The 25,966-nt window shown below is 64.1% G+C and carries 19 protein-coding genes; 6 read left to right on the forward strand and 13 right to left on the reverse strand.

What is annotated here, in order from left to right; genetic code table 11:
* Positions 1 to 120: 120 nt before the first annotated feature.
* Positions 121 to 876, reverse strand: coding sequence for a L,D-transpeptidase family protein (locus tag Q5H93_RS17735; RefSeq protein ID WP_305007967.1), 756 nt, complete (start codon positions 874 to 876; stop codon positions 121 to 123).
* A 152-nt stretch (positions 877 to 1,028) separates the two neighbouring features.
* Between Q5H93_RS17735 and Q5H93_RS17740 the strand changes: the two genes are divergently transcribed.
* Complete coding sequence (locus tag Q5H93_RS17740) at positions 1,029 to 1,694, forward strand: DUF2461 domain-containing protein (RefSeq protein ID WP_305007968.1); 666 nt, start codon at positions 1,029 to 1,031, stop codon at positions 1,692 to 1,694.
* 52 nt (positions 1,695 to 1,746) lie between these two features.
* On the opposite strand, the gene Q5H93_RS17745 is transcribed toward Q5H93_RS17740, so the two are convergent.
* The 3 genes from Q5H93_RS17745 to Q5H93_RS17755 form a co-directional block, all read right to left on the reverse strand.
* The gene (locus Q5H93_RS17745; protein WP_305007969.1) at positions 1,747 to 2,241 is read right to left on the reverse strand and encodes a DUF6702 family protein; all 495 of its coding nucleotides are present in this window, start codon (positions 2,239 to 2,241) and stop codon (positions 1,747 to 1,749) included.
* 99 nt (positions 2,242 to 2,340) lie between these two features.
* Positions 2,341 to 3,681, reverse strand: a complete 1,341-nt coding sequence (gene rseP / locus Q5H93_RS17750; RefSeq protein ID WP_305007970.1) for an RIP metalloprotease RseP — start codon at positions 3,679 to 3,681, stop codon at positions 2,341 to 2,343.
* Between the two features lie 98 nt (positions 3,682 to 3,779).
* The gene (locus Q5H93_RS17755; RefSeq protein ID WP_305007971.1) at positions 3,780 to 4,976 is read right to left on the reverse strand and encodes a 1-deoxy-D-xylulose-5-phosphate reductoisomerase; all 1,197 of its coding nucleotides are present in this window, start codon (positions 4,974 to 4,976) and stop codon (positions 3,780 to 3,782) included.
* 477 nt (positions 4,977 to 5,453) lie between these two features.
* On the opposite strand from Q5H93_RS17755, the gene Q5H93_RS17760 reads away from it, so the two are divergent.
* A complete protein-coding gene (locus Q5H93_RS17760; protein ID WP_305007972.1) occupies positions 5,454 to 14,240 on the forward strand; it encodes a cadherin-like domain-containing protein in 8,787 nt (2,928 codons plus the stop codon).
* Positions 14,241 to 14,381: 141 nt separating this feature from the next.
* Here the strand turns inward: Q5H93_RS17760 and Q5H93_RS17765 are convergent, their stop codons facing one another.
* Both Q5H93_RS17765 and ygiD read right to left on the reverse strand, forming a co-directional pair.
* Complete coding sequence (locus Q5H93_RS17765) at positions 14,382 to 15,089, reverse strand: GAF domain-containing protein (protein WP_305007973.1); 708 nt, start codon at positions 15,087 to 15,089, stop codon at positions 14,382 to 14,384.
* A 288-nt stretch (positions 15,090 to 15,377) separates the two neighbouring features.
* Positions 15,378 to 16,208 carry a 4,5-DOPA-extradiol-dioxygenase gene (ygiD, locus tag Q5H93_RS17770; RefSeq protein ID WP_305007974.1) on the reverse strand — a complete coding sequence of 277 codons (831 nt, stop codon included), beginning with the start codon at positions 16,206 to 16,208 and terminating at the stop codon, positions 15,378 to 15,380.
* Between the two features lie 156 nt (positions 16,209 to 16,364).
* Here ygiD and Q5H93_RS17775 point away from each other — a divergent pair, with 156 nt between their 5' ends.
* The 3 genes from Q5H93_RS17775 to Q5H93_RS17785 all read left to right on the forward strand — a co-directional run bounded on the left by Q5H93_RS17775 (position 16,365) and on the right by Q5H93_RS17785 (position 18,314).
* On the forward strand, positions 16,365 to 16,958 hold the full coding sequence (locus Q5H93_RS17775) for a Crp/Fnr family transcriptional regulator (protein WP_305007975.1): 594 nt from the start codon (positions 16,365 to 16,367) through the stop codon (positions 16,956 to 16,958).
* Positions 16,959 to 16,999: 41 nt separating this feature from the next.
* Positions 17,000 to 17,737, forward strand: coding sequence for a DnaJ domain-containing protein (locus tag Q5H93_RS17780; protein ID WP_305007976.1), 738 nt, complete (start codon positions 17,000 to 17,002; stop codon positions 17,735 to 17,737).
* A 73-nt stretch (positions 17,738 to 17,810) separates the two neighbouring features.
* A complete protein-coding gene (locus Q5H93_RS17785; protein ID WP_305007977.1) occupies positions 17,811 to 18,314 on the forward strand; it encodes an ankyrin repeat domain-containing protein in 504 nt (167 codons plus the stop codon).
* A 91-nt stretch (positions 18,315 to 18,405) separates the two neighbouring features.
* Here Q5H93_RS17785 and Q5H93_RS17790 read toward each other — a convergent pair whose 3' ends face one another.
* The 5 genes from Q5H93_RS17790 to Q5H93_RS17810 form a co-directional block, all read right to left on the reverse strand.
* Complete coding sequence (locus Q5H93_RS17790; RefSeq protein WP_305007979.1) at positions 18,406 to 19,194, reverse strand: SDR family NAD(P)-dependent oxidoreductase; 789 nt, start codon at positions 19,192 to 19,194, stop codon at positions 18,406 to 18,408.
* A gap of 152 nt (positions 19,195 to 19,346) precedes the next feature.
* Positions 19,347 to 20,057, reverse strand: coding sequence for a dienelactone hydrolase family protein (locus Q5H93_RS17795; protein ID WP_305007980.1), 711 nt, complete (start codon positions 20,055 to 20,057; stop codon positions 19,347 to 19,349).
* A gap of 63 nt (positions 20,058 to 20,120) precedes the next feature.
* On the reverse strand, positions 20,121 to 20,825 hold the full coding sequence (locus tag Q5H93_RS17800; protein WP_305007981.1) for a hypothetical protein: 705 nt from the start codon (positions 20,823 to 20,825) through the stop codon (positions 20,121 to 20,123).
* Positions 20,826 to 20,858: 33 nt separating this feature from the next.
* Complete coding sequence (locus Q5H93_RS17805; protein WP_305007982.1) at positions 20,859 to 21,263, reverse strand: hypothetical protein; 405 nt, start codon at positions 21,261 to 21,263, stop codon at positions 20,859 to 20,861.
* Positions 21,264 to 21,290: 27 nt separating this feature from the next.
* Positions 21,291 to 21,659: a DUF1304 domain-containing protein gene (locus Q5H93_RS17810; protein WP_305007983.1), complete on the reverse strand. Its 369-nt coding sequence runs from the start codon at positions 21,657 to 21,659 to the stop codon at positions 21,291 to 21,293.
* Positions 21,660 to 21,962: 303 nt separating this feature from the next.
* Here Q5H93_RS17810 and Q5H93_RS17815 point away from each other — a divergent pair, with 303 nt between their 5' ends.
* Complete coding sequence (locus Q5H93_RS17815) at positions 21,963 to 23,045, forward strand: polysaccharide lyase family 7 protein (RefSeq protein WP_305007984.1); 1,083 nt, start codon at positions 21,963 to 21,965, stop codon at positions 23,043 to 23,045.
* A gap of 135 nt (positions 23,046 to 23,180) precedes the next feature.
* Here Q5H93_RS17815 and Q5H93_RS17820 read toward each other — a convergent pair whose 3' ends face one another.
* Both Q5H93_RS17820 and Q5H93_RS17825 read right to left on the reverse strand, forming a co-directional pair.
* Positions 23,181 to 24,164: a hypothetical protein gene (locus Q5H93_RS17820; protein WP_305007985.1), complete on the reverse strand. Its 984-nt coding sequence runs from the start codon at positions 24,162 to 24,164 to the stop codon at positions 23,181 to 23,183.
* 339 nt (positions 24,165 to 24,503) lie between these two features.
* On the reverse strand, positions 24,504 to 25,940 hold the full coding sequence (locus Q5H93_RS17825; protein WP_305007986.1) for a Fic family protein: 1,437 nt from the start codon (positions 25,938 to 25,940) through the stop codon (positions 24,504 to 24,506).
* Between the last annotated feature and the right edge of the window lie 26 nt (positions 25,941 to 25,966).

Consider the following 25,966-nt stretch of genomic DNA (forward strand, 5'->3'; position numbering starts at 1 on the left):
TTGCTCGGCTAAACGAAAAAACCGTGCCGACGACGAGGCCGGGAGTTATGAGTTTTGAATTATGAGTTGTGAATTCTCAGAAAGACAACCCGTAACTCATAATTCAAAACTCATAACTCCCTACCGTCCCGCCAGCAGCTCCGGCGTCAGCTCGTGGTGCTGCTCAAAGTAGGTGTAGCCCGGCAGCAGCCCGCGCCAGAAGGCCTGGTGCGGTCCAGGATGGCGCGCCAATTCCTTCTGGGTAAGCGGAAACGGAAAAATATGCACCGGAATACTCAGTTGCCCTGAGGCCCGCGCCGCCACCGCCAGCAGGTACAGCTCCCGGATGCAGGGGTCGGTGATGGGCAGGCAGCCGATGGTCACGTCGGAGCCGTGAATGAAGATGTCGCCGCCGGGGTTGGGCTCGCCCAGGGCGCGGTCGGCTTCATTCGGGTAGTTCAGCCCCAACGACATATGAAACAGGCTCTGCGGATTAAACCGGTCGATGTGGTAGAATCCCTCGGGCACCTGGTAGTCGCCCGACTGGCGCTTGGGCCCCAGCGTGCCCGACATGGCCGCCAGTGGGTACTTCTTCAGCAGTTCAAACGGGCCCGCGCCCTGGTTGCGGCCCCACACCTCCAGCGTCGAGTCGGTTTTGATGTGGCGCAGAAAGATTTCCAGCTTCTCGGGGTTCAGGTAGTGGCGCTGCAGCAGCGCGGCCACCCGGGGGCCGGCCACCTTCCGGGCATTGCGCACCCGCTCGAAGCGCAGCTGCTCCTGCCAGAAGGTAGAGGAGGGCGAAATCCGCAGCGTGGGCGGCGGCGTATCCTGAGCCGGAGACGCGGAGGAGCAGGCCGACAGACCCAGAAGCACTCCACAAACGAAACGAAGTAACATGCGAAAAAGAGCGCGAATAAAAGATGAGGCTCTCCTAACGGTGCAAGATAGTGTTCTATTTTAGCGCAACCATCTTTCAGGTAAAAAAAAGTGACCGGCGCTCAACCAACCAGTCTGTCCCCACGTCTTTTCATCCCATTGTCGTTTCCCGCATGCAGCTCAAGCCGCTCTATTCCTTCCTTGCCGACCTGGCCGACCACAACCAGCGCGACTGGTTCAACGACCACAAAGCCAGCTACCAGCAGCTGCGCACGCAGTTCGAAGCCGATGTCGATTACTGGTTTGAGGAGCTCCGCCGGCTCGACCCCGTGCTGGCTGGCCCCGAGGGCCGCAAAAGCATCTTTCGCCTGCACCGCGACGTGCGGTTCAGCCACAACAAGGCGCCCTACAAAACGCACTTCTCGGCCTATTTCACCGCCAGCCCCGGCAAAGACGTGGACGCGCCGGCGTACTACGTCCAACTCGGCCCTCAGGGTCAGACTCTGATTGCCGGCGGCTTCTACCAGCCCGACAAAGCCCAGATAGCCGCCATCCGCCAGGAAATCGACTACGATGCCGACGCTTTCCGCGACCTGCTGGCCGACGTCAACTTCCAGTATTTCTTCCCCGACCTCAGCGGCGAGCCCCTCAAGCGCCCGCCCCGGGGCTACCCCAAAAATCACCCCGATATCGACCTGCTGAAGTTTAAAAACTACATCGTCAGCCACCAGCTCAGCGACCAGGAAGCCCTCACCCAGCCCGATTTCCGGGCCTACGTGCTGGCGGCTTTCAAGGAGCTGGTGCCTTTCTGCGAGTATTTGCGCAACGCGGTGGCGTGATGTAGCGCAAACTTTAGCTTCGCTGACCTTCGGTTGTAGTTCGCGCTACAAATTACCACGTTACCATTTCCTCCTCGTGTCCGCGCCGGAAAATGGCGCTGCTGGCTTTGCTGCCCGCCGCAATGTTCACAATGTTGCTCTGGTCGGCAAAGGTTTCCAGCAGCATGGTTTGCTTAATCTGCACGCCGCCCATGGTGCGGGGCAGCGTCGCTTTGCAATACAGCCAGTAGGCATCCTTTTCCTTTTCCATGCCGATGTATTTCAGCGGCAGCGCCTGGCCCCCGGGCGTCTTCAACTGTAGCGTGCGGTTGAGGTAAGCGGCAGTGAGGATTTGGGGGCGTGGCCCCGGCTCAGCCAGCGACACCGGCGTGGCCTGGCCCTTGGAGAGGGCCAGCTCAAAGTCGTCGGTGAAGACCTTGATAGCCAGCTCCAGCTGTTTCTGGCCAGGGTTGTAGCGCAGCTCCGTCAGGGTGGCGTGGTAGGCGTGCCAGGCGCGGGCCGTGAAGGCCAGCAGCACCAGCGCGGCGGCGAGTGAGAGAAAACGCATAGGGACGTGATGAAGTGAAGAGGGGAGGGGGTGATGAAGTGAAAAGGCCACAAACCTCTTCGCTTCATCACCCCCTCACTCCATTACCCGAAGAAGGAATTAAAACAGCTTCATTATCTGCTTAAAGATAAGTACGTAGGCCATCAAACCCAGAATCAGGAACGTACCCACGCGTTGGGCGCCCTCCATGAACTTATCCGAGGGCTTGCGGCGCAGAATCATCTCGTAGAGCAGGAACACGACGTGACCGCCATCGAGCGCCGGCACCGGCAGCAGGTTCATAAACGCCAGCACCATGCTCAGCGAGCCCGTGAGGGTCCAGAAGCGCAGCCAGTCCCACTGCCCGCCGTACTGCTGGGCAATTTCGACGGGGCCGCCGAGGCTTTCGGAGGCTGAGGCCTGGCCGGTGATAATCTTGCCAATGGCCTTGCCCTGCGCCGTGATGATGCCAAATGCCTGCTTGGTGCCCGCCGGAATAGCGCCCGCCAAGCTGAACTGCCGGGTGCTGAATTTCAAATCGGGCTTCTGCTCGAAGCCGATTTTGCCGCCGCTGCTAATGGCCACCGGCAGTGTGAGCGTCTGGCCGCCGCGCTGCACGCTCAAGGGCGTGGTTTTGCCCTTGTACACCTGCAGCGCCTTTTGCAGCTCATCAAAATACTGAATGGGCGTGCTGCCCACGGCCGTGATGCGGTCGCCGGGCTGCAGGCCGGCCTTTAAGGCGGGCGAGCCCGCCACCACCCGGCCCACCGAGAAGGGCGCGCGCGGCAGCACAAACAGGCTGTCGCCCTGCTTAGCCAGCCGGTCCATGAGGTTGTTGGGGATATTGAGGTCAATGAGCTGACCGTTACGCTCTACAGTGTAGTAGCCATTCGAGCCCAGGATGACATCCGGGCTCATCACTTGGTTGAACTCGTCAAACGGTCGGCCGTTAATCTTCACAATCTTGTCGCCGGTGCGGAAGCCAATTTCGCGGCCCAGCCCGTTGGGCAGCACGCCGAAGCGGGCCTCCGAGGCCGGCAGGTAACTCTCGCCGTACTTGAAAGTGAGGGCCGCAAAAATGATGATGCCCGTGATGATATTCATGATGATGCCGCCCAGCATCACCAGCAGGCGCTGCCAGGCCGGTTTGGCCCGGAACTCGTCGGGCTGCGGGGGGCCGGCCAGGGCCTCGGCGTCTTGCGTTTCGTCCACCATGCCGTGAATCTGCACGTAGCCGCCCAGCGGAAACCAGCCGATGCCGTATTCAGTCTCGCCCACTTTCTTTTTGAACAGGGCGAAGTTGGCGACGTTAGGCAGTGGGAAAAGGAAGTCGAAAAAGATGTAAAACTTATCGACGCGAATCTTGAAAAGCTTGGCAAAGAAGAAGTGCCCGAATTCGTGTAAGCCCACGAGCAGCGACAGACCCAGCAGCAGCTGGCCTATCATGGTCAGAATTTCCAAGGAAATGGAATTGAATTAAGAATTAAAAATTAAAAATTAAAAATTAGCGGAATCGACAATCAAAAAATGGGGCAGAGGGGCTGGGAAACCCTTCAGCATCAATTTTTAAATTTTAATTCATAATTTTTAATTAACCCACTAGCTTCGCGGCGCGCCTCCGCATCAGTGGCCACCAAATCGTCCAGTAGCGGGGTTGCAAGGTACGACACCCGCGCCAGGCAGTCGGCCACGAGGTCCGACATCTGGCGGAAGCCAATTTGTTCCCGCAAAAATGCGGCCACGGCTATTTCATTGGCCGCGTTGAGGATGCAGGCAGCGTTGCCGCCTCGGCGCATGGCCCCGAAGGCCAGCTCCAGGTTGGGGAAAGCCACCCGGTCGGGCGCCTCGAAGGTAAGCGTGGGGTAGTCGAGAAAGGAAAAGCGCGGAAACTGATTCGCCAGCCGCTGCGGGTAGCCCAGGGCGTACTGGATGGGCAGCTTCATATCCGGCAGGCCCAGTTGTGCTTTCAATGAGCCGTCCTCGAACTGCACCAGCGAGTGCACGATGCTTTGCGGATGCACCACCACGTCAATCTGGTCGTCGCGGAGGCCAAACAGCCATTTGGCCTCAATCACCTCCAGGCCCTTGTTCATCAGCGAAGCCGAGTCGATGGTGATTTTGGCGCCCATGTCCCAGTTGGGGTGTTTCAGGGCCTGGGCTTTGGTGACGCGCTCCATTTCCGGGGCCGAGCGGCCGCGGAAGGGCCCGCCCGAGGCCGTGAGGATGATTTTCTCCACCGGGTTCTGCTCCTCGCCCACCAGGCACTGGAAAATGGCCGAGTGCTCCGAATCGACGGGCAGCAGGCGCACGCTGTGCTGCCGGGCCAGGTCGGTGATAAGCTGGCCGGCCACTACTAGGGTTTCCTTGTTGGCCAGGGCAATGGTTTTGCCCGCCCGGATGGCCGCCACCGTGGGCAGCAGCCCGGCGTAGCCCACCAGGGCCGTGAGCACCACGTCCACCTCGGGGCGGGTCACGGCCTCGGCGAGGGCGGCGGGGCCGGCCTGCACGCTGGTTTCGGACTGGCTGGCGAGGGCGTCGCGCACGTTGGCGAGCAAGCTTTCATCGCCGATAACCACCACGGCGGGCCGAAACTCGCGGGCCTGCTGCACCAGCAGCTCCCACTGCCGCTGCGCCGTGAGCACGGCCACCCGAAAGCGACCGGGGTGGGCCCGCAGCACCTCCAGCGTCTGGGTACCGATGGAACCAGTGGCGCCCAGCAAGGCAATAGTGGTGGTAGAAAAAGCAAAATCAGACATAACCGGGTAACCCATAAATAGCCGGGCAAAGGTAGCGCTTATGTAGAAGGGCTGAATGGCTGCCTTATTTTTGGATAAATTCAAATCCTTAAAAAATCAGTTTCGCAAAGAGCGGTAAGCGCTTAACGCAAAGGCTCTGTTAGGGGGGCAGAAGTGCCGCGCGCCGTAAAAAATACCCGGAAACGGGTATTGTAGCAAGTAAGGGGCCCGCGTTAATTTGTGAATTAGTATTTGTCTGGGTGGACGATAATTAGCGCAATGGTAATGAGGTAGTATGAAAAAACATGAGTCAATATCTTGGCTTCCTTCGGATATTTGCTGCCGGATTGTGAAATGGTGAGAATTTGAGGCGGGTTTTCACCGCCGGGCTGATAAAACTTGCGCCAAACAGGATTTTTGCAATTAGAAAAGGGCGCTCAGCTTTCTGGGGAGCCTTTTTTTGTGATAAAACCGTGATTAAAGCTAATCTTTTTGTACATGAAAACAATACTACTTTTTATAAGCCTACTGCTTAGTGCCAGCGCTTACGCCGCCGCCCCGGTGGCCAACAATGATACCCGCAACACGCCTTCGAACGCGGCGGTGACGTTTTCCATCACGGCCAACGACACCGATGCCGACGGTAACGCCACTATCAATTTAGCCAGCGTGGACCTGGACCCCGCCACCAGCGGGCGCCAGACCAGCCGCGTGGTGAATGGCCAGGGTACTTACTCGGTAGACGACGCCGGCAACCTGACCTTCACGCCGGGCAGCAACTACACCGGTACGTCCACGTTAAGCTATACTATTCAGGATAATACGGCCTTGGTTTCCAATATCGCTACGGTGACCGTGAACGTGGGGCCGCTGGCCGTGGTGGATGCCGCGACCACCCCGCGCAACCTGGCCGCTACGGTGAACGTGCTCGACAACGACACCGACGTGAACGGCCTGGCGCCGGCCACGCTCGACCTCAACCCCGGCCTGGCGGGCCGCCAGACCACCCTGGCCGTGACGGGCGGCAGCTTTGCCTGCGACGATGCCGGCAACGTAACCTTTACGCCTTCGATGCCTTACTCGGTGGGGCTGACGGCGGTGGCGAGCTACGTGGTGCAGGACGCCACCGGCGCTACTTCGAACGTAACGACCTTCACCGTGACGACGGTGAACGTGCCGCCCGCAGCCGTGGCCGACGTGGCTTACACGCCTTCCAACACGAGCATTACATTCTCGATATCAGCCAACGACAGCGACTCGGACGGCTCGCTGGTGCTGACGACGCTGGACCTGGACCCCATTGCGGCGGGCCGGCAGACGACCCGTACGGTGAGCGGCCAGGGTTCGTACTCGGTGGATAACGCGGGCAACCTGACGTTTACGCCTAATACCAACTATACGGGCTCGTCGTCATTGACTTACAACGTGCAGGATAACGACAACACCGTGTCGAACTCGGCCACGGTGACGGTGCACGTGGGGCCGCTGGCCGTGAGCGATGCCGCCGCTACCACCCCCACCGCCAATGTGACGGTGAACGTGCTCACCAACGATACCGACGTGAACGGCATCAATGTGGCGACGGTGGACCTGGACCCCAGCACCGCCGGTCGCCAGACGACGCGCACCGTAACCGGGCAGGGCACTTTTACGGTGGATAATGCAGGCAATATCACCTTCGTGCCCAGCAGCGGCTACGTGGGCAGCACGGCCACCAGCTACACCGTGCAGGACCAGACCGGCGCGACTTCCAACGCAACGACTTTCACGGTCACGACTTCCAACTCGACCCCGATTGCGGTGAACGACGTGGTGCTGACGGCCTCCAACACCACCGTAGTAGCGGCCGTGACGGCCAACGACGTGGACCCCGGCGGCAACCTCAACGCCAGCACCGTGGACCTGGACCCCGGTACGGCCGGCGTGCAAACCTCGATTACGGTAAGCGGGCAGGGCGCTTTCACCACTGTGGGGCAACCGGCGGGCTCGGTGCGCTTTACGCCGGCTAGCAACTTCACCGGCACGGGGAGCGTGAGCTACACGGTGCAGAATATGTCGGGCACCACCTCGAACACGGCCACGCTGGCGGTGCGGGTGGGGCCGCTGGCGGTGCTCGACGCGGCCAACGTGTCGTCGAGCGCGCCTACGACATTCAGCGTGCTGGCCAATGACAGCGACGTGGACGGATTAGCGGTGAATTCCATTGACCTTGACCCCGCTACGGCTGGGCAGCAATCGGCCGTCACGGTCGTTAACCGGGGCACGTTTTCGCTCGACCCGGCCACCGGCCTCATCACCTTCACGCCCTCGACGCCCTACACGGCGGGGCTGACGGCCACCATCAGCTACCTGGTGCGCGACAACTTCGGGGCGCCCTCGAACGTGGTGAGCCTGAGCGTGACGACCACCAACACCGCCCCGGTGGCCAATGCCGACGTGGTGAACGTCATCCCCAACCAGACGCTAATCTTCTCGGTGACGGCCAACGATACCGACGCCGATGGTACCCTGAACCTGAACTCGGTGGACCTGGACCCGGCCACCAGCGGCCGGCAGACCACGTTCACGTACATCGTGGGCGGCGTGACGCTGGGGACTTTCACGACCAGCGGCACCACCGGCAACGTGCAGTGGGCGCCGGCCAGCGCCACCTATACCGGCACGGCCACCATCAGCTACCTCGTGCTCGACAACAGCGGCGTGAGTTCGAACCCGGCCAGCATTACGGTGCGGGTGGGCCCGCGGGCCCTGGCCGATGCCGCCAACACCCTGCCCAACACCAGCGTGGCCGTGGATGTGCTGGCCAACGACGTGGACGAGGACGGCCTCGACATCACCAGCGTGGACCTCGACCCGGCCACGGCCGGCATCCAGACCAGCTACAGCATCGCCGGCCAGGGCGCCTTCGCCGTGGATAATACCGGCAGCGTCACCTTCACGCCGGAGCCCGGCTACCTCGGCACCAGTACGCTGAGCTACACCGTGCGCGACCTGACGGGCGCCACTTCGGCCGTGGGTTCGCTCGCCGTGACGGTGTTGACGCCCAACGTGGTACCCGTGGCCCAGGCCGACGACGCCCAGACCCCGCCCGCCACCAGCGTGACCTTCTCGGTGACGGCCAACGATACCGACTCGGACGGCACGCTCGTGCTGAACACCCTCGACCTGGACCCCGCCACCACCGGCCGCCAGATTACCCGCACCATCAGCGGCGTAGGTACTTTCACGGCCGACAATGCGGGCAACGTGACCTTCGTGCCCGTGGCCGGCTACACTGGTACGGCTACCGCTACCTACACCATTGAAGACAACAGCACCGGCGTTTCGAACGTCGCCACCATCGCCGTGCGCGTGGGCCCGCTGACTGCGGCCGACGCCTTTAACATCGTGCCCGGCAGCTCGGCTTCGGTGAACGTGCTGGCCAACGACGTGGACGCCAACGGTATCGACGCCACCTCGGTGGACCTGGACCCGGCCACGGCCGGCACCCAGACCACGCTGAGCGTGGCTGCCGGCGCTTACTCGGTCGATGCCAGCGGCACCGTCACCTTTACACCCGTGGCGGGCTACACCGGCACCAGCACCACCAGCTACACGGTGCTCGACGCCACCGGCGCCACCTCCGGCGTGGGCACGCTCACGGCCCGGGTGGGCCCGCAGACGGCCGACGATGCCGCGACTACTTTCCAGAACGTAGCGGTGGTGTTCAACGTGACGACCAACGACACCGACGCCAACGGTCTGGCCGTGAACTCAGTTGACCTGGACCCCGCTACGGCGGGCCGCCAGACTACCTTCACGGTGGCCGGGCAGGGTACGTACACCGTGAGTAGCTCCGGCAACGTAACCTTCACGCCGGTAGCGGCTTTCGTGGGCACGAGCAGCGTAGAATACACTGTGAACGACGCCACCGGCGCACCTTCGACGGTGGGCGCTTTCGTGGTGACGGTGGTGCTGAACCAGGCGCCCGTGGCCGTGGCCGACGACGCCCAGACGCCGCCCAACACGGCCGTGTTCATCCCCGTCACGGCCAACGACTCGGACCCCGACGGCACCATTGACGGCACAACCATCGACCTAGACCCCGCCACCAGCGGCACCCAGACCAGCCGCAGCGTGACCGGCCAGGGCACCTTCACGACCGTGGGCCAGCCCGCCGGCACGGTGCGCTTCATCCCCTCGACCAACTACACCGGTACCTCCACCATCAACTACCGGGTGCGCGATGCCATCGGCGGTCTGTCGAACATCGCCACCCTGACGGTGCGCGTGGGCCCGCGCGCCACCGACAATACCAGCCAGACGCTGCCCGGCGTGGCCGTGAGTGTGAACGCGCCCGGCAACGACGTGGACGCCAACGGCCTCGACCTGACGACCGTGGACCTGGACCCCGCCACGCCGGGCCTGCAGCAGAGCAACGTAGTGGTGGGCCTGGGCACTTTCAGCCTCAATGCCAGCACCGGCGTGGTCACCTTCACGCCCAGCTCGCCCACGGCGACGGGCACGGCCACCATCACCTACACCATTAATGACCTGACCGGGGCTACTTCCAACGTGGCTACCATCACGGTGAATATCACCGACAACGGTGCCCCGATTGCCGTGGACGACGAGGCCTTCACGCCTTACCTCACGGCCGTTACTTTTAACGTGACCAGCAACGATATCCAGCCCACCGGCGGCGCGACTATCAACACCGCCAGCATCGACCTCGACCCGGCCACGGCCGGGCGCCAGACCACCTTCACGGTGGCGGGCGAGGGCACGTTTGCCGTGTCGGGCACGCCCACCATTCCGGCGGGCTCGGTGCGCTTCACGCCGGTGGCGGGCTTCACGGGTAACAGCGTCATTACCTACACGGTAGATGACAACCTGGCCACGCCCGGCCCGCGCACTTCCAACGCCGCCACCATCACGGTACACGTGGGCCCGAATGCCGTGGCCGACGCCGCCAATGGTCCGCGCAACGTGCCCACCGTGGTGGCTATTCTGGCCAATGACGTGGACGTGGACGGCCTCGACGAAGCCACCGTGGATTTGAACCCCGGCACCACCGGCCGCCAGAACAGCTTCGCGGTGAACAACCGCGGCACGTTTACCGTGGATGCGGCGGGCGTGGTGACCTTCACGCCGGCGGCTTCGGTGCCGGCGGGCTCCAGCACTGCCACGCTGAACTACACGGTAGTTGATAACACCGGCGCCATTTCCAGCACGGGCGTGCTCACGTTTACCATCCTGGCGGCTTCGGCCCCGGTGGCGAACAACGACTTGCGCACCACGCCCTCGAACACGCCCATCACCTTCAACATCATCGCCAACGACACCGATGCCGACGGCAACGCCACCATCGTGCCCGGGACCGTGGACCTGGACCCCGCCACCCCCGGCCAGCAGACGACGCTGACCGTGGCCGGCCGCGGCGACTTCGTGGTGGACAACCTGGGCAACCTGACCTACACGCCCATCAGCAACTACACCAGCGTGACGACCATCGGCTACACGGTGCAGGATGCGTCGGGCTACACCTCCAACCCGAATTTCCCGGCCAGCAGCGGCATCATCTCCATCAATGTGGGGCCGACTGCCGTGAACGACGCGGCCTCGGTGCGCTACAATGTATCGCGCACCTTCACCGTAACGGCCAACGACAACGACAGCCAGGGCCTGCGCCCCACCACGCTCGACCTCGACCCGGCCACGGCCGGCCGCCAGGTATCGATGCCGGCTTTTATTGGCGCCACGCAGGTAGGTACGTTTGCCGCTAACGATGCCGGCGTCGTCACCTTTACCCCGCTGGCGGGCGCCACTACGCTGGGCGTGACTACCGTGAGCTACGTGCTGACCGACAACGCCGGCGCGCTGAGCGCCACGTACCCAGGTCCGGCGCTGAGCAACGTGGCTACTTACACGCTCACGCTCATCAGCAATGCGCCGGTGGCCGTGGCCGACACGCGCCGCGCCGCGCCCAACGCCGCTACCTCGTTCAACGTGACCACCAACGATACTGACGCCGACGGCAATACGACCATCAACGTGGCCTCGGTAGACCTTGACCCCGCTACCGCCGGCATCCAGAACACGCTGACCATGGCGGGCCAGGGCGACTTCGCCGTGAGCGCGCTGGGCGTGGTAACGTTTACGCCGGTAACCGGCTTCACCGGCAGCACCATCATATCCTACACCGTGAACGACGCGGCCGGCGTCACGTCGAACCAGGCCAGCATTCGGGTGGATTTGGGCCCGCTGACGGCCGACGATGCCGCCTTCGTGCTGCCCAATACGGCCCGCAACATCACCATTCTAACCAACGACTCGGACGTGGACGGCATCAACGCCAACTCGGTGGACCTCGACCTGACCACCAGCGGCCGCCAGACCAGTCGCTTCATCAGCGGGCAGGGCACGTACTCGGTAAATACGGCCGGCCGCGTGACCTTCACGCCATCATCGAACTTTACGGGTACGTCGTCGAACACCTACATTGTGAACGACAACACCGGCGCGCCTTCCATCGTGGCCGCTATCAACGTGGTGGTGGGCCCCCGCGCCATTGCCGATGCCGTGAGCTTTGCCTACAGCACCTCGCCCACCTTCAGCATCACGGCCAATGATATCGACGTGGATGGCCTCAACCTGGCGACGGTGGACCTGGACCCGGCCACGGCCGGCCGCCAGACCAGCTTCAGCGTGAGCGGCCGCGGCACCTTTACGGTGGATAATGCCGGCAACGTGACCTTCGTGCCGGTGTCGGGCTATCTGAACGGCACTACCACGCTCACCTACACCGTGAACGACGTGCTGGGCGCCATCTCGAACGCCGGCACCGTGACGCTGACCACCACCAACGCCGCCCCGGTGGCCGTGAACGATGTGGCCGTGACGCCGCCGAATACCAGCGTCAGCTTCAACATCACGGCCAACGATACCGACAACGAGTCGACCATCAACAACGCCACCACTGACCTTAACCCGGCCGTGAACGGCCGCCAGACCACTCTCACCGTGACCGGCCAGGGCGTGTTTACGCTGAACGCGGCCAACAACGGGCTGATTAGCTTCGCCCCGGCGGCCAACTTCACCGGCTCCAGCTCCATCACCTACAACGTACAGGATGCCACGGCCCGCGTCTCGAACACGGCCACCATCACCGTGAACGTGGGCCCGCTGACGGTGGGCGACGGCGCCAGCCGCGCCTCCAACGCCGCCGTGAGCGTGAGCGTGCTCAACAACGACACCGACGTGAACGGCCTCGATGCCGCGACAGTGGACCTCGACCCGGCCACCGCCGGCCGCCAGACCACCATGCCCGGCACCGGCGGCACCTTCACCGTGAGCAACGCCGGCGTGGTCACGTTCACGCCCATCGCGCCCTTCACCGGCGGCCTGGTGAGCACCGTGAGCTACACCGTGAACGACGTGACCGGCGCGCCCTCCAGCGTGGCCATGCTCACCGTGACCTCGACCAACACGCCGCCCACGGCCAACGCCGACGCCGCCCAGACGCCCGCCAACACCGCCGTGAGCTTCAACGTGACCACCAATGACGTGGACCCCGACGGCGCCATCGACGTGGCCAGCGTGGATTTGAACCCGGCCACCGCCCCGCGCGAAACCAGCCGCACGGTCTTCGGCGAAGGCTCCTGGACGGTGGATAATGCCGGCCTCGTGACCTTCACGCCGGTGCTCAACTACACCGGCACGGCCACCCTGCAATACCTCATCAACGACAACAGCGGCCAGACCAGCACCTCGCCCGGCACCATCACGGTGCGCGTGGGCCCGCTCACGGTGAACGACGCCGCCACCACGCCCTCGAACACCGCCGTGACCCTCGACCTGGTGGGTAACGACATCGACTCGAACGGCCTCGACCTGACGACCATCGACCTCGACCCGGCCACGGCCGGCCGCCAGACCACCCGCACCGTGGTGGTGGGCGGCGTCACCTACGGCACCTTCGCGCTGCCCGGTAGCAACAACGGCACCGTGACCTTCACGCCGGCCGCGCCTTTCGCCAGCGGCCGGGTGGCCACCATCAGCTACGTGCTGCTCGACCAGACGGGCGCTGCTTCTACCGTCGCCACCATCACGGTAACGACCCAGAACGTGGCCCCCACCGCCGTGGCCGACAACGTGGCCATGCGCCCCAACAGTAGCCTCAGCTTCAACGTGCTCAGCAACGACTCGGACCCCGAAGCGGCCCTGGTGGGCAGTACCCTCGACCTCGACCCCAGCACCGTGGCCCGCGACGCCACCCGCACCGTGGCCGGCGAAGGCACCTACACCGTGGACAATAGCGGCAACGTGACCTTCACGCCCTTCACCAACTACACCGATACCAGCATCATCACCTACACCGTGCAGGATGCCGTGGGCGCCTCGTCCAATGCCGTCACCATCACGGTGCGGGTGGGCCCGCTCACGGTGGCCGATGCCGCCACCACGCCCGTGGGCAGCAGCATCACCACCAACATCCTGGCCAACGACACTGATGTGAACGGCCTCGACCCCACCACGCTCGACCTCGACCCCGCCACGCCCGGCCAGCAGCTCAGCTTCACGGTGGCCCGCGGCACGTTCACGGTCGATGCGGCGCTGAACGGCAACGTGACCTTCGTGCCCTCGCTGCCTTACGTCAGCAACATGTCGGCCGTGGTTACCTACGGTCTGTTCGACCTCACCGGGGCGCCCTCGGTGCTGGCCATCTACACCGTCACCACGCCCGCCCCGCTGCCGGTGGAGCTCACCGCCTTCACCGCCCAGGCCGTGCGCAACCTCGATGCCCAGCTGAGCTGGCGCACCGCGTCGGAGAAAAACAACGACCACTTCGACGTGGAGCGCAGCCTCGACGGCCGCCGTTTCGAGAAAATCGCCGAAGTGAAAGGCCAGGGCAGCAAAGCCAGCCCCACGGCCTACGCCCTCACCGATGCCCGCGCCGCCCGCCTGGGCGCCGTGCTCTACTACCGCCTGCGCCAGGTCGATACCGATGGCAGCGCCAGCTACTCGCCAGTGCAGGCCGTGCGCTTCAACCCCGAAGCCGTGGTGCCCGCCATCGCGCTATATCCCAGCCCCGCCACTCGCAGCACCACGCTTGACCTGCGCGAGCTGCCCGCCGGCACCTACCAGGTGCTGGTGCTCGATGCCACCGGCCGCACCGTGCTTAGCCCCGCGCTGGCCGCCGGCCAATTGCACTCCCTGGATGTGAGTGGCCTCGCTACCGGCACCTACCTGGTGCGGGTGCAGGGCACCGCTGGCACCTTCAGCCAGCGGCTGCTGAAGGAGTAGGGGAATAACAAGAACGTCATCCTGAGCGCAGCGAAAGGACCTCGCCCGTGCCTCGTGCGGCAGTAATTAATTACTACCCCAACGAAGCGGGCGAGGTCCTTTCGCCTGCGGCTCAGGATGACGTGCTGTTTTTGCCTTGTCCTACACCCGCGCCACCGCCGCCCGCACGTGGATTTCCACGATGTGCGCCAGCCCCGAGGCATCCCGCGCCAGGTGGTCGGGCAGGGAATAGGGGCCGGGGGCGTCGAGGGTGGCGGCCAGGTCGGCCACGTTTTCGAGGCGGCGCAGCAGCGTGCCGATGATGTCGTAGATGGGCTGCCAGAGCTTAAACGACGAATCGGCGGTGAGGCCGAGCACGCGGCGCAGCTCCAGCAGCGCCATCACCACGCCGCCGAGGTGCGTGAGCAGGGTGCGCTCGGCGGGCGAAAACTGGCGCGGTGGGCCGTCCAGGATGCAGAGCGAGCCCAGGTTGTGGCCTTCCATCGAGCGCAGGTTCTGGCCGGCGTAGAAGTGCAGGCCGAGCTCGGCAATCAGTGAGGTATCAATGAGCGGGCTGCTTTTCACTTGTAAGTCTTCGAACACCACGGGGCCTTCTTCCAGGATGGTGGCCGCGCATAAGCTTTGGTGGCGCGGAATGCGCTCAATGCGCATGGGCAGGTTGTAGGGTGCCTTGAGCAGCACCGTGTTTTCCTCGATTATCGACAGCATGGCGTTCGACACCCGGAAGAGGCGCGCAGCGATGGTTACTACCTCGTCCAGAATCCGTTCGGAGCGGGCGTCGAGCAGCTGAAACTTGGCCAGCGTGTGCAGGCGTTCGGTGTCGTTGGCAGGGAGTAGAGCAGGGTCCAAGGCGTAAGCGGGCAGGAGAAAGGCAAAACCGACCTTCACGAAATTACTTCGGGGGCCGCGCTGGCAACCCCCGGCCGCTCGCTAACGGTGCGCCACAACCGGCGAGTGGTGCGTTTTCGTCGGCGAGTGGCGGGTTTTACTGGCCGAATGGCCTTGCAGGCGCGTCAAACGCCGTTCACCCCGTAAACAAGCTCGGCGGCCGGCCCCCAGGGGCCGGCCGCCGAAAATAATAGCGCTTGGACGGAAGTATTCGGCTGTGAGGCGCTGTATTGCCGAAGCGTAGCCGGCCTACCCAATCATAAACGTGCGCATGCTCAGCCCGCCGTAGTTCACCTCCTCGAAGAGCTGCTTGATGGGCTCATTCTTCCCAGCCAGGCCCAGGGGGTAGAGGGCGGGCAGGTAGTGGTCGGGGGTGGGCACGGCGAGGGGGCCGGCGGGGCCGGTGGCGGCGTAGTCGGTGAGGGCGCGGTAATCGCCGTTGAGGAGCCTGGCCTTAATCCACTCGTCGAACTCGGTAGCCCAGGCGTAGGGCGAGTCGTCGCCGGCCATGAGCTTGGGCATGCTCAGGCGCAGGTTGTGCACCAAGTTGCCGCTGCCGATGATGAGTACGCCGCGCTCGCGCAGGAACTGCAGCTGCCGGGCAAAGTCGAAGTGCCAGGCCAGGGGCTTCGCGTAGTCAAGGCTGAGCTGCACAACGGGGATATTGGCCGCGGGGTAGAGGTGGTGCAGCACCGTCCAGGTGCCGTGGTCGAGGCCCCAGTCGGCGGCGCCGTGCACGTCGTGCACGTGCTCCAGGATGGACTGCGCCAGGGCCGGCGAGCCCGGCGCCGGGTACCGCATATCGAACAGCGCCTGCGGGAAGCCGCCGAAATCGTGGATGGTTTTGGGCTGCTGATTGGTGGTGACGAAGGTGCCCCGCGTGAGCCAGTGCGCCGATACCACGAGGATGGCGTTGGGCTGCTGGTGCTGGCGCAGCTCGGTGCCCAGCTGGCGCAGCATGCGGGTGAAGGGATTATCCTCCAGGGCATTCATCGGCGAGCCGTGGCCGATGAAAAGGACCGGCATGGGGGCCGTGCGGGCGTAGGCAGTGGCCTGAGCGTGGAGCTGGGAGAGATTCATAGCAAGGAGGGGCAGGGCGGTGAGGAAATGGCGGCGGTGCATGGGTCGGGGGAGTGGTCGGGCGAATTCCCCGCAGGGGGGCGTCCGGCCACTCTACAAAGTTCCCTCAACATTCGCGCCCGTACCTTGATGTATGGTAAGAAATTCCCCCGCCGCATGACTACCGACCCCTACGCCGCCCTCGAAGCTTTTTTCCGCCCCCTCGTGACTTTGAGCGAAGCCGAGTGCGCGGCCCTGCGGCAGCTGTTCCGCCCGCGCCGGCTGCGGCGGGGCGAGCTGCTACACCCGGCCGGCGAGGTGGCCCGGCACGGCGCCTTCGTGGCGCAGGGCTGCCTGCGGGCTTTCGTGGTCGATGCCCAAGGCCGGGAGCACGTCCTGCAGTTTGCCCCCGAGCAGTGGTGGGTGGCCGACCAGCACAGCCTCACGCACCACACGCCCGCCCTGTTCGCCATCGATGCCGTGGAGGATTCCGAGGTGCTGCTTTTCGACCAGCTTTATTACCAGTTGCCCCAGCTGCCCAGTTTGCGCAACCCCCAGGTGGCCCTCGATGCCCTCCAGAACCGCATCCACGCCATGCAGCAGCGGCTGGTGCTGCTGCTGAGTGCCCCGGCCCGCACCCGCTACCTCGATTTCCTGGCTACCTACCCCACACTGGCCCGGCGGCTGCCGCAGCGGCTCATTGCGGCCTACCTCGGCATCACGCCCGAGAGTTTGAGCCGGGTGCGCCACGAGCTGGCGCACGGAAAATAGCCGCGCGGCGTTATTTTGCAGCACTCATTCGGCAGTTACTCATGCAGAATTACTATCGTTTCCTGGGCCTTCCGCCCACCGCCTCGCCCACCGAAATCGGGGCGGCCTATCAGCGGCAGCGCGCCCGCCTGCTGCGCCTCGTGCGCCGCGACCGCCACGCCCAAACCCGCCTCGAAGAACTCGAAACCGCCCAGCAAATCCTGCTCAACCCCCGCCGCCGCCTGGCCTACGACCAGCTGCTGCGCGAAGAGCCCGACCCTCAGCAGCTGGCCCGCGAAGCGCAGGAACGCCGCCTGCTACGCTACGCCCGCGTAGCCCGCAGCATCAACCTGGCCCTGCTGGCCGGCTGCCTGCTGCTGTTCCTCGACTGGGCCCTGCCGCTGCGGCAGCTGCCTGGCGAGCTGGTAGTGCGCAAGCAGGCCACCGCTGTGTCGGCCTACCGCAACGACCCGCACCCCACCATGCGCATCGTGACGCGGCACACGCAGTTTGAGCTGGTGGGGGCCATCGGCCACCGTGTGCAGCTGCGGGAGGTCATCACCGTCTGGCAAACGCCCTTGCTGGGCGTGGTGCGCCGGGTGCAGGTGCCCACCGATGCCGAGCCCTTCCAGCCCAGCGGGGGCAATATTTACGGCAACTTTGCGCCGCTGCCGCTGTTGCTGCTGCTCGTGACGGCCATCGGGTCATGGCCCGGGCGACCGGCCGAAACGTACATCAACACGGCCGCCGCGGCCGTGCTGCTAGCCGTGGTGGCGCTGGTTATCCTGCTGTGGTATTGACCAGAAAGAACGTCAGATGAGTATGACGTTCAACGCTAGCTCTTATTCGCTCATAAATCCCTAATTCGACTACATGTCCTTCACCTCCGCCCAGCCTACCGACCTGCTCTTCGACGCCGCCCGCCGCGGCGATGTGCCCGCCCTGCGCGAACTGCTCGCCAGCGGCCTCGACCTCAATACCCAGAACCCGAAAGGCTTCACGCCTCTCATCCTCGCCACCTACGACGACCACCAGGATGCCGCCCAGTTTCTGCTCGCCGCCGGGGCCGACCCCAACATCCAGGACAGCACCGGCAACTCGGCCCTGATGGGCGTCAGCTTCAAAGGCTACGCTGAGCTGGCCCGCCTGCTCATCGCCCACGGCGCCGACCTGAACCTGCAGAACGGCAACGGCGGCACGGCGCTGATGTTTGCCACCCTTTTCGGGCGCAACGAACTCGTGAAGCTGCTCGTGGAAGCCGGCGCCGACAAGTCCATCATGGATAACCGCCGCCTGACGGCCCTGCACCTGGCCGGCCAGCAGGGCAACGAGGAAGCCTGGGCCCTGCTGGGCGGCGCCCCGCCGGAAGGGGAGTAGCCGAACGATAAAATCAGAACGCAGGTAAAAAGAACGTCATCCTGAGCCGAAGGCGAAAGGATGACGTTCTTTTTACCTGCGTTCTGCTGATTTAAATACTCCGCACCACCCCGCCATCTACCAGCACCGAAGCGCCGTTGGTGGCGGCCGCCAGCGGGCTGCTCAAATATGCCACCATGTTGGCAATTTCTTCGGGCGTGATGAAGCGCTTGAGCAGCGACGACGGCCGGGCGTGGGCGAAAAAGTCGGCCTCGGCTTCCTCGCGGGTTTTGCCGTCGCCGGCCAGCTTTTTGAGGAACTCCTCGACGCCCTCGGAGGCCGTGGGGCCGGGCAGCACCGAGTTGACGGTGACGGCGGTGCCGGCCGTAAGCTCGGCCAGGCCGCGGGCCACGGCCAATTGGGCGGTTTTGGTGGTGCCGTAGTGAATCATCTCCTGCGGAATCTGCAGTGCCGATTCGCTCGAAATAAACAGAATTCGGCCCCAGTTCTGGGCCAGCATCAGCGGGAAATACTGGCGGGCGAGGCGCACGCCGCTCAGCACGTTCACCTCGAAGAAGCGCAGCCAGTCTTCGTCGGGGATTTCGGCGAAGGGCTTGGGCTCGAAGATGCCCACGTTGTTGACGAGGATATCGACGCGGGGCACCTCTTTCAGCAAGTTCGTCACTTCGTCGGCCTGGCCGAAATCGACGGCCACGCCGCGCACTTCAGCCTGCGGGGTTTCCTGGAGAATGGCGGCCCTGGCCTCGGCCAGACGGGCCTCGGTGCGGCCGGTGATGATGACGCGGGCGCCCTCGGCAGCCAGGCGCCGGGCAATGGCCAGCCCGATGCCGGCCGTGGAGCCCGTGACGAGGGCCAGTTTGTTGGTGAGTTGGAGGTCCATAAAAACAAGGCAAAAAAAATGATTGGCAGGATATGTTTTGGGTGTTAGGTTTTTGGTATTGGGGCTCGTACGTTCCCTAACACCTAACACCTAACACCTAACACCTAACACCTAACACCTAACACCTAACACCTAACACCTAACACCTAACACTACCCCAGCTTCTGCCCCAGAAACGCCAGCGTCAGCGCCCAGGCCTCGGCCGCTGCTTCGGGGTGGTAGCTGGCCCGGGCATCGCAGTTAAACCCGTGCTCGGCGTAGGAAATAACCGTGTTGATGTAGGGCTTGCCGGCCGCCTCGACGGCGGCAATCACCTCCGCGCGCTGCTCGGTGGGAATGTGCGTATCGAGCCCGCCCCAGAAGAAGAGGTGCGGCGCGTGCAGGTCCTTGGCGCGGTCGGCCAGCGTGTGGGTGCGGCCGCCGTAATAGCTCACGGCGGCGGCCAGCGGCAGCACGGCATTGGCCAGAAACGCCACCCGGCCACCCAGGCAGAAGCCGATGGCGCCGATTTTATCTTTCAGCACCGTGTCCTGGGCCAGCAGCCAGGCGTGAGCGGCCTGCAGGTCGGCGGTGAGGTTTTCTTCGGTGGCGGCCTGCATATGGGGCATGGCGCTGGCAATGTCGCTGTAGGCCCACTCCTGGCCGGGGGCGGCGGTGCGGTGGTACAGCTCGGGGGCGATGACGACGTAGCCGGCCCGGGCCAGCCGGTCGGCCACGCTGCGGATGTGCGGGTTCACGCCAAAGGCTTCCTGCAGCAAGATGATGCCCGGGCGCGGGGCCTTGGGCGTGTCGGGGAAAGCGGTGTAGGCCTGGGCCTGGGTGCCGTCGGAGATGGCGAGGGTAACGGCGTGGGGGTAGCTCATGCGGGTTAGAATCAACAGTGAGCTACCGTAACCGCTAACTGGCCCGGTGTTCCCGGCGGCGGGCTATTTCGGTTTCTTCTTGCTGTCGGCCACGGCGTAGGACTCGGGCGTGAAGTCGCAGTTGAAATACAGAATGGTCACGCGCAGGTCGGGCCGCAGGCGGGCGGTTTCCTCGGCCTGGCGCAGCAGCTTCTGGGTTATTTTGGGCATAAACTTGGCCCCGAACACGCCGATGTAGGCCTGGCTGCCGTTGCGCACGGTTTCGAAGCGCAGCGGCTGGCCGTCGGCGCGGGTGAAATAGGGGGCCACGGAGTTGAAATCGGCGTTGAGCTTGTAGGCGCCCAGCGCGGGCGGCGCCAGGTTCAGACCCGGCGTGAAGGAGGCGGGCAACTGCTCGAGGCCGGCGCGCACGCGGTTGGGGTGGCCGGTGGCGCACTGCCCGGTGAAGGTGGCCCGGATGCCTCGCCCGTCGCCATCGAAGGCCATCAGGATGGGGATGTAAAGCCGGCCGCTGCCCGGCGCTTTGGCCCCGGGGGCCTCGCCGGGGGCGGGGTAGAGCAGCGAGTCGCTGCCGGGGGTGGCATACAGGGCCGTGGTGGCCAGAAACGTGCGCTCGGTGGGCACGTGCAGCTCCTGCTGCACAAAGGCCGTGGCCGTAGCCGGGGTTTCGGGGCGGGGGTTTTTGATGCCGAACACCAGCTTGGCAACGGGGGTGCAGGCCGTGAGCAGCCCGCCGAGGCTGACGAGCAGCAGGGTAGAAGTACGCATTGGGGAAAAGGAGAAGTAGAACAAAGAACGTAATCAGCCGCGCAGCCAGGCATCGGCGGCCGTTTCGGAGTCGAAATACTGGTAGTTGAGCCGGCCGGTCACGTTGGCGCCCACGGCGCGGGCGGCCAGGCGGCTCAGGGGCGTGGCGGCCTCCACGATGGCGCAGCGGCCGTAGCCCACCTCGCGCACGGCGCGGGGCAGCCATTCCTCGGCCAGCCAGGCTTGCACCTCGGGCGGCATGGGCGGGCGCTGGTGATGGATGGTCATCAGGGCCGTGGCGTGGTGGTGCTGCATGGCCCGCACCACGTGCTCGTAGATGGCGCGCAGCTCGGTGGCGGTGCTGGCCACGGGCTGCCATTCGAGGCGGATGTAGCCAGCGGGCGCGTAGGAAATAACGGCCGCCGCGTTGCGGAAATACTGGACAGGGGAGGGGTTCACAGCCCAAAAATAACCCCGCCGGCCCGCTTAGCGCATACTCAACCACACGGCCGCCAGCGCCAGCGCCGCCGGCACCGTCTGCACCAGCAAAATGCGCCGGCCCGCCGTGGCCGCCCCATACAGCCCCGCCACCGCCACGCAGCCCAGGAAAAACGTGGCCACGTGGCGCTGCCACGCGGGGTCCGCAATCAGCAAAGCCCACACCAGCCCGGCCACCAGAAAGCCATTATACAGCCCCTGGTTGCCGGCCAGGGTTTTGGTGGGCGGAAACAATTCGGGCCGCAGCGAGCGGAAGACCTGGGGGCCGTGGGTGGTCCAGGCAAACATCTCCAGCCACACGATGTAGCCGTGAATGAGGATGACGAGGCCAATGAGGACTTGGGCGAGGAGGAACATGGCGCGACGCAAAGGGAAGTAATGGGGCAAGATATGAAAACGCCTGTCATGCTGAACGCAGTGAAGCATCCGCTCACGCCTCAACGATTTCGTTCGAACCTGATAAGATGCTTCACTGCGTTCAGCATGACAGGGCACCCACCCCCTCCAACTTTATTTTTCCCAAGATAACGTTACCGGTAACGTTGTCTTGAAAATCAAGGCATAACATTAGGGCATTGGCTTGACAACGAGGGGCGCCGGGGTGTACACTTGCGGCCGATACCCTTGCTTTTTTCCCACCCAACCTCCGTTCATGCGCGCATGAAAACCCTTACCCTCCTGGCCCTCGGCCTGGCGGGCGCCACGCTGGCGCCTGCCCAAACGCCCCATCAGGTGCTCGACCTGAGCAGCTGGAAGCTCACGCTGCCCGTGGATAGCAACGGCGGCACCACCGGCGCGGCCATCAGCATCGGCAATAGCCAGCTGGTGGCGGGCTATGCCCACACCTCGTATTTCAAAACCGTGGCCGGCACCACGCCCACCGTGCAGTTCTGGTGCCCCAGCAACGGGGCCACCACCTCGCCCGGCGCGGGCTCCGACCACCCGCGCACCGAGCTGCTGGAGAATGGCGGCTGGCGCATCAACCGCGGCGGTACGCTCTTTGCCCGCGCCCAGGTGCTGCAGTATCCGCCCAGCACCGGCGACATCATCATCGGCCAGATTCACGGCGGCAAGGTGACCGAAAACGGCGTCGTGACCGACTACAGCAGCGCCCCCTTCGTGATGCTGCACGTCCGCAACGGCCAACTATTCATCGTGGTGAAGGGCACCACCAGCGGCAACACCGGCACGGTGCAGCAAACGCTGTTTACCAACGTGGCCCTCACCAAAAAGCTGGTCTACAAGCTGCGCACCGACGGCAACCGCATCTACGTGGCCGCCAGCTGCGCCGATGCCACCCCCGACCCCAGCCTGCCGCCGCCCTCGGCCGCCGGCACCGTGAGCTGGTCGGTGCTGGTGCCCACGCCCTGGAAAACCCTGCCCGTGCGCTTCGCCGCCGGCGCCTACGTGCAGGACGTGAGCACCAGCGCCACCCAGGGCGGCCGCCTGGCCTTCTCCGAGCTCACCCTCACGCCCAACGCCAGCGGCCGGCCCCTGGCCGCCACCCCGGCGGCGGCCGCCGCGTTCGAGGTCTTTCCCACCCGCGCCAGCGGGCCGCTCACCATCAGCGGCCCCGCCGGGGCCAGCCTCACCCTCTGCGATGCCCTGGGCCGCCCCGTGGCGCAGCACACGCTGGCCACCGCCACCACCACGCTGCCCCTGGCCGGGCTGCCGGCCGGCAGCTACCTGGCGGTGCTGCACACGCCCACCGGCCGGCAGGTGCGGCGCTTCGTGAAGGAGTAACACGGGGTGGTCGTACGAATTCCCCGCAGGGGTTCGTACGACCACTCTGACGTTGAACAAGCGGCTCTAACGACAAAGTGGTCGTACGAACCCCTGCGGGGAATTCGTACGACCACGCCATTGCCTACCGCAGGCTTAGTCTTCCAGCACCCGCAGCACCACGCGCACGGGGTGCGCGCCGGTGTTGCGCACCACCAGGTACTGGCCGGCGGGGCCGAGGTCGGCGGCCAGCACGTCGCGGCTGCGCTGCTCGGGCACCAGGGCCACCACCTCGGAGGGCGTTTGGTCGGCCTGGCGCACGCGGCCCACTTCGGCCTGCATGCCGGGCCGGGGCTTGCTCAGCAGCAGGCGCAGGCCGGCCACGCCATCGAGGGGCGTGGTGAAGAGCACGCTTTTCTGCCGGCCGGGCTGCACGGTGAGCTCGTGGTCTTCGTCGTCGTCGCCGTCGGGCGGGCTCAGGTCGAAGAGCTGGCGCTTGGCAAAGTCGTCGGCAAACAGCGTCTTGGAGCCCAGGCTGGCCTGCTGGCCGAAGCGGTAGAGGGCATTCTGCTGGCCGATGTAGCCCTGGCCCTGCTCCACGCCGGTGCCTTTCTGGCTTTCCTGGGTGGTGTTGGCGGTGGTGAGGGCCTCGCCCTGGGCGTCGAGGTCTTTGGTGTCGGTGTCCTTCCAGCCGTACTTGGCTAGTTGCAGCGCATCGGCGGGGCGGCTGGCGGCGTCGTGGGCCAGGTCGAGCAGGGTTATCATGCCGTCGTGGCTGTCGCGGTCGCGCTCGTAGCGGTTTTTGCCGTACTGGTTCAGGCGGCCCACATTCTTTGGCCAGGCCTGGCCCACGGTGTAAAACAGGCGCTGCACCAGCTTGCGGGCCTTTTCCATCTCGGCCTTTACCTCCTGGGTATCCTCCTTGAGGGTGCCGGCGCGCACCGTGGCCGAGTCGGCCGTTTCGGCGGCTTCCTGGGCGGCTTCCCATTTGGCGGCGTAGTCGTCGGTGAAGACTTCGGGGTTGAAAGAGGCGAACGTGTCCGCATTGTCGAGGTAGTGCTGGCGCATGGTGCGCTGGCGCTGCCGCATATCGTCGTCAGAACCGCCGTAAATTCGGTTCAGGGGTTGTTCATCTGCCATGAGCGTAAGGGGTTTGGGTGAGAAAATACAGCAGCAATAGTAGCGCTTATTTCCCAACTCTCCAAACCCTGCCCATCTCTACCCCTCTTCCCGTCGTCTCTCCGCCCGTTAGCGCCGTCTCTACGTCTGTTAACGCCATCTCTAAGCTCGTTAACGCCATCTCTACGCCCCTTAACGCCATCTCTACGCTTCTTCCCGCCAGCGTTAACGAGCTTAGAGATGGCGTTAAGGGGCGGAGAGATGGCGGGAAGAGGGGTAGAGGCGGCGCCAACCGCCCTAGAAGCGGCGGGGGCGGGGGGCGGAAGGCAACCGGCCCGCCGGGTGGGGCGGGCCGGGGGCTTAGCTGGGGGGGGAGTCGGCTTCGGCTACCTTGGCGGCGATGAAGTCGTAGACTTTGGTGGCGAGCTGGTGGTTGAGGGCTTTGATGTAGGCAAGGTCGTATTCGGGCTTGTACAAGCTATTAAGTAAATTTTTTCTGTTAGCACTATTGGGGTTACGAACACCTGTTTGCACGATATTGTAAAAGGCATCAAATCCGTGTCTGTCAAATTCAAGTTCAAGCGAGATGTGGAAATTGAACATCTTTTCAAGTATTCTGAATTCTAACCAATAAACAGAAAACCTGCATTCAGTGAGTAATTGCTTAGGTTCAGTTGACATTGCTTCCTTCGCAATGGTTATAGCCCCGTCAAACTTTCGATTTGCATTAGAAATAAAGCGTTTTTCTGTTGGTGTATCATTATGTGTTATTCTTTTAGGCGTAAGGTCAGGATATGAAAATAGTATCTCTGTTCTCAAAAAGAGCTCATCAAACCTTACCAATTCAGACATTAGGTCTGTAAGCCAAAATTCTATTAGCTTGTCCCATATAATAGTCTGCGTTTCCGTGTTCCAAGTCATTGTGACTACGTCCTCCCGCATCAACACCTGCTTTTTCAGTAGCGCCAGCTTCTTGTCCAGGTCGTCGGGCTCGTCAATGGATTCGCCTTTGGCGGCGCGAATCATCAGCCGCAGGCCGGCTTCCACGTTTTCGATGATGAAGCGCAGGAAAGGCTCGGGGTCGCCGGCATCGGCGGCGGCGAGGGCGGCGAGGTAGCGGTTGCGGTCGGTGGCCTGGATGACGGTCATCGGGTAGCCGTGGCGCATGAGAATAAGATTCATCAGCAGGCGCGACATGCGGCCGTTGCCATCGTCGAAGGGGTGAATGCGCACGAAGCGGTAATGAAACTCAGCGGCCAGGGCCACGGGGTGCATCGTAGGAGCGGCTTCTTCCTGCCGGTACCAGTCCACGAGGTCCATCATGCGCGCCGGAGTTTCCTCGGGGCTGGCGAAGTAAAACATCTCGCCGGTAGCGGTGAGCACGTTGTTGGGCTGCTGCTTGTATTGGCCGGGCACAATCATCTTGCGGGTCGATTGGCCGGTGGCGGTTTGGGCAGGCGCATAGTAGGCTTCGCCCAGCAGCACCTCGTGCATGCCCCGAATGAATTGCTCCGTCAACGGCCGGTCGTCGCGCACGAAATCTTCGAGCCACAGCACGGCCTCGTTGTGCCCCTTGATGTCGAGGTGGTCGCGCATGGGCTTGCCGGCCGCCGTGAGGCCGTGCAGCAGCAGCGAGCGGGTTTCGCCCAGCGTCAGCGAGTTGCCCTCGATGGCGTTGGAGTTGTAGTTCCATTCCAGCCGAAACTTTTGCAGCACCCGCTGCTCCTGCTCCGGCGCGAGGGGGCGCAGGGCGTCGAGGTCGGCTTTGAGGTGGTCGAGGGTGGTGAAGAGCGACATGGCGGCGGGCGAAGAGAAGGCTATTT

Source organism: Hymenobacter aranciens (assembly GCF_030580865.1).
Classification (GTDB): domain Bacteria; phylum Bacteroidota; class Bacteroidia; order Cytophagales; family Hymenobacteraceae; genus Hymenobacter; species Hymenobacter aranciens.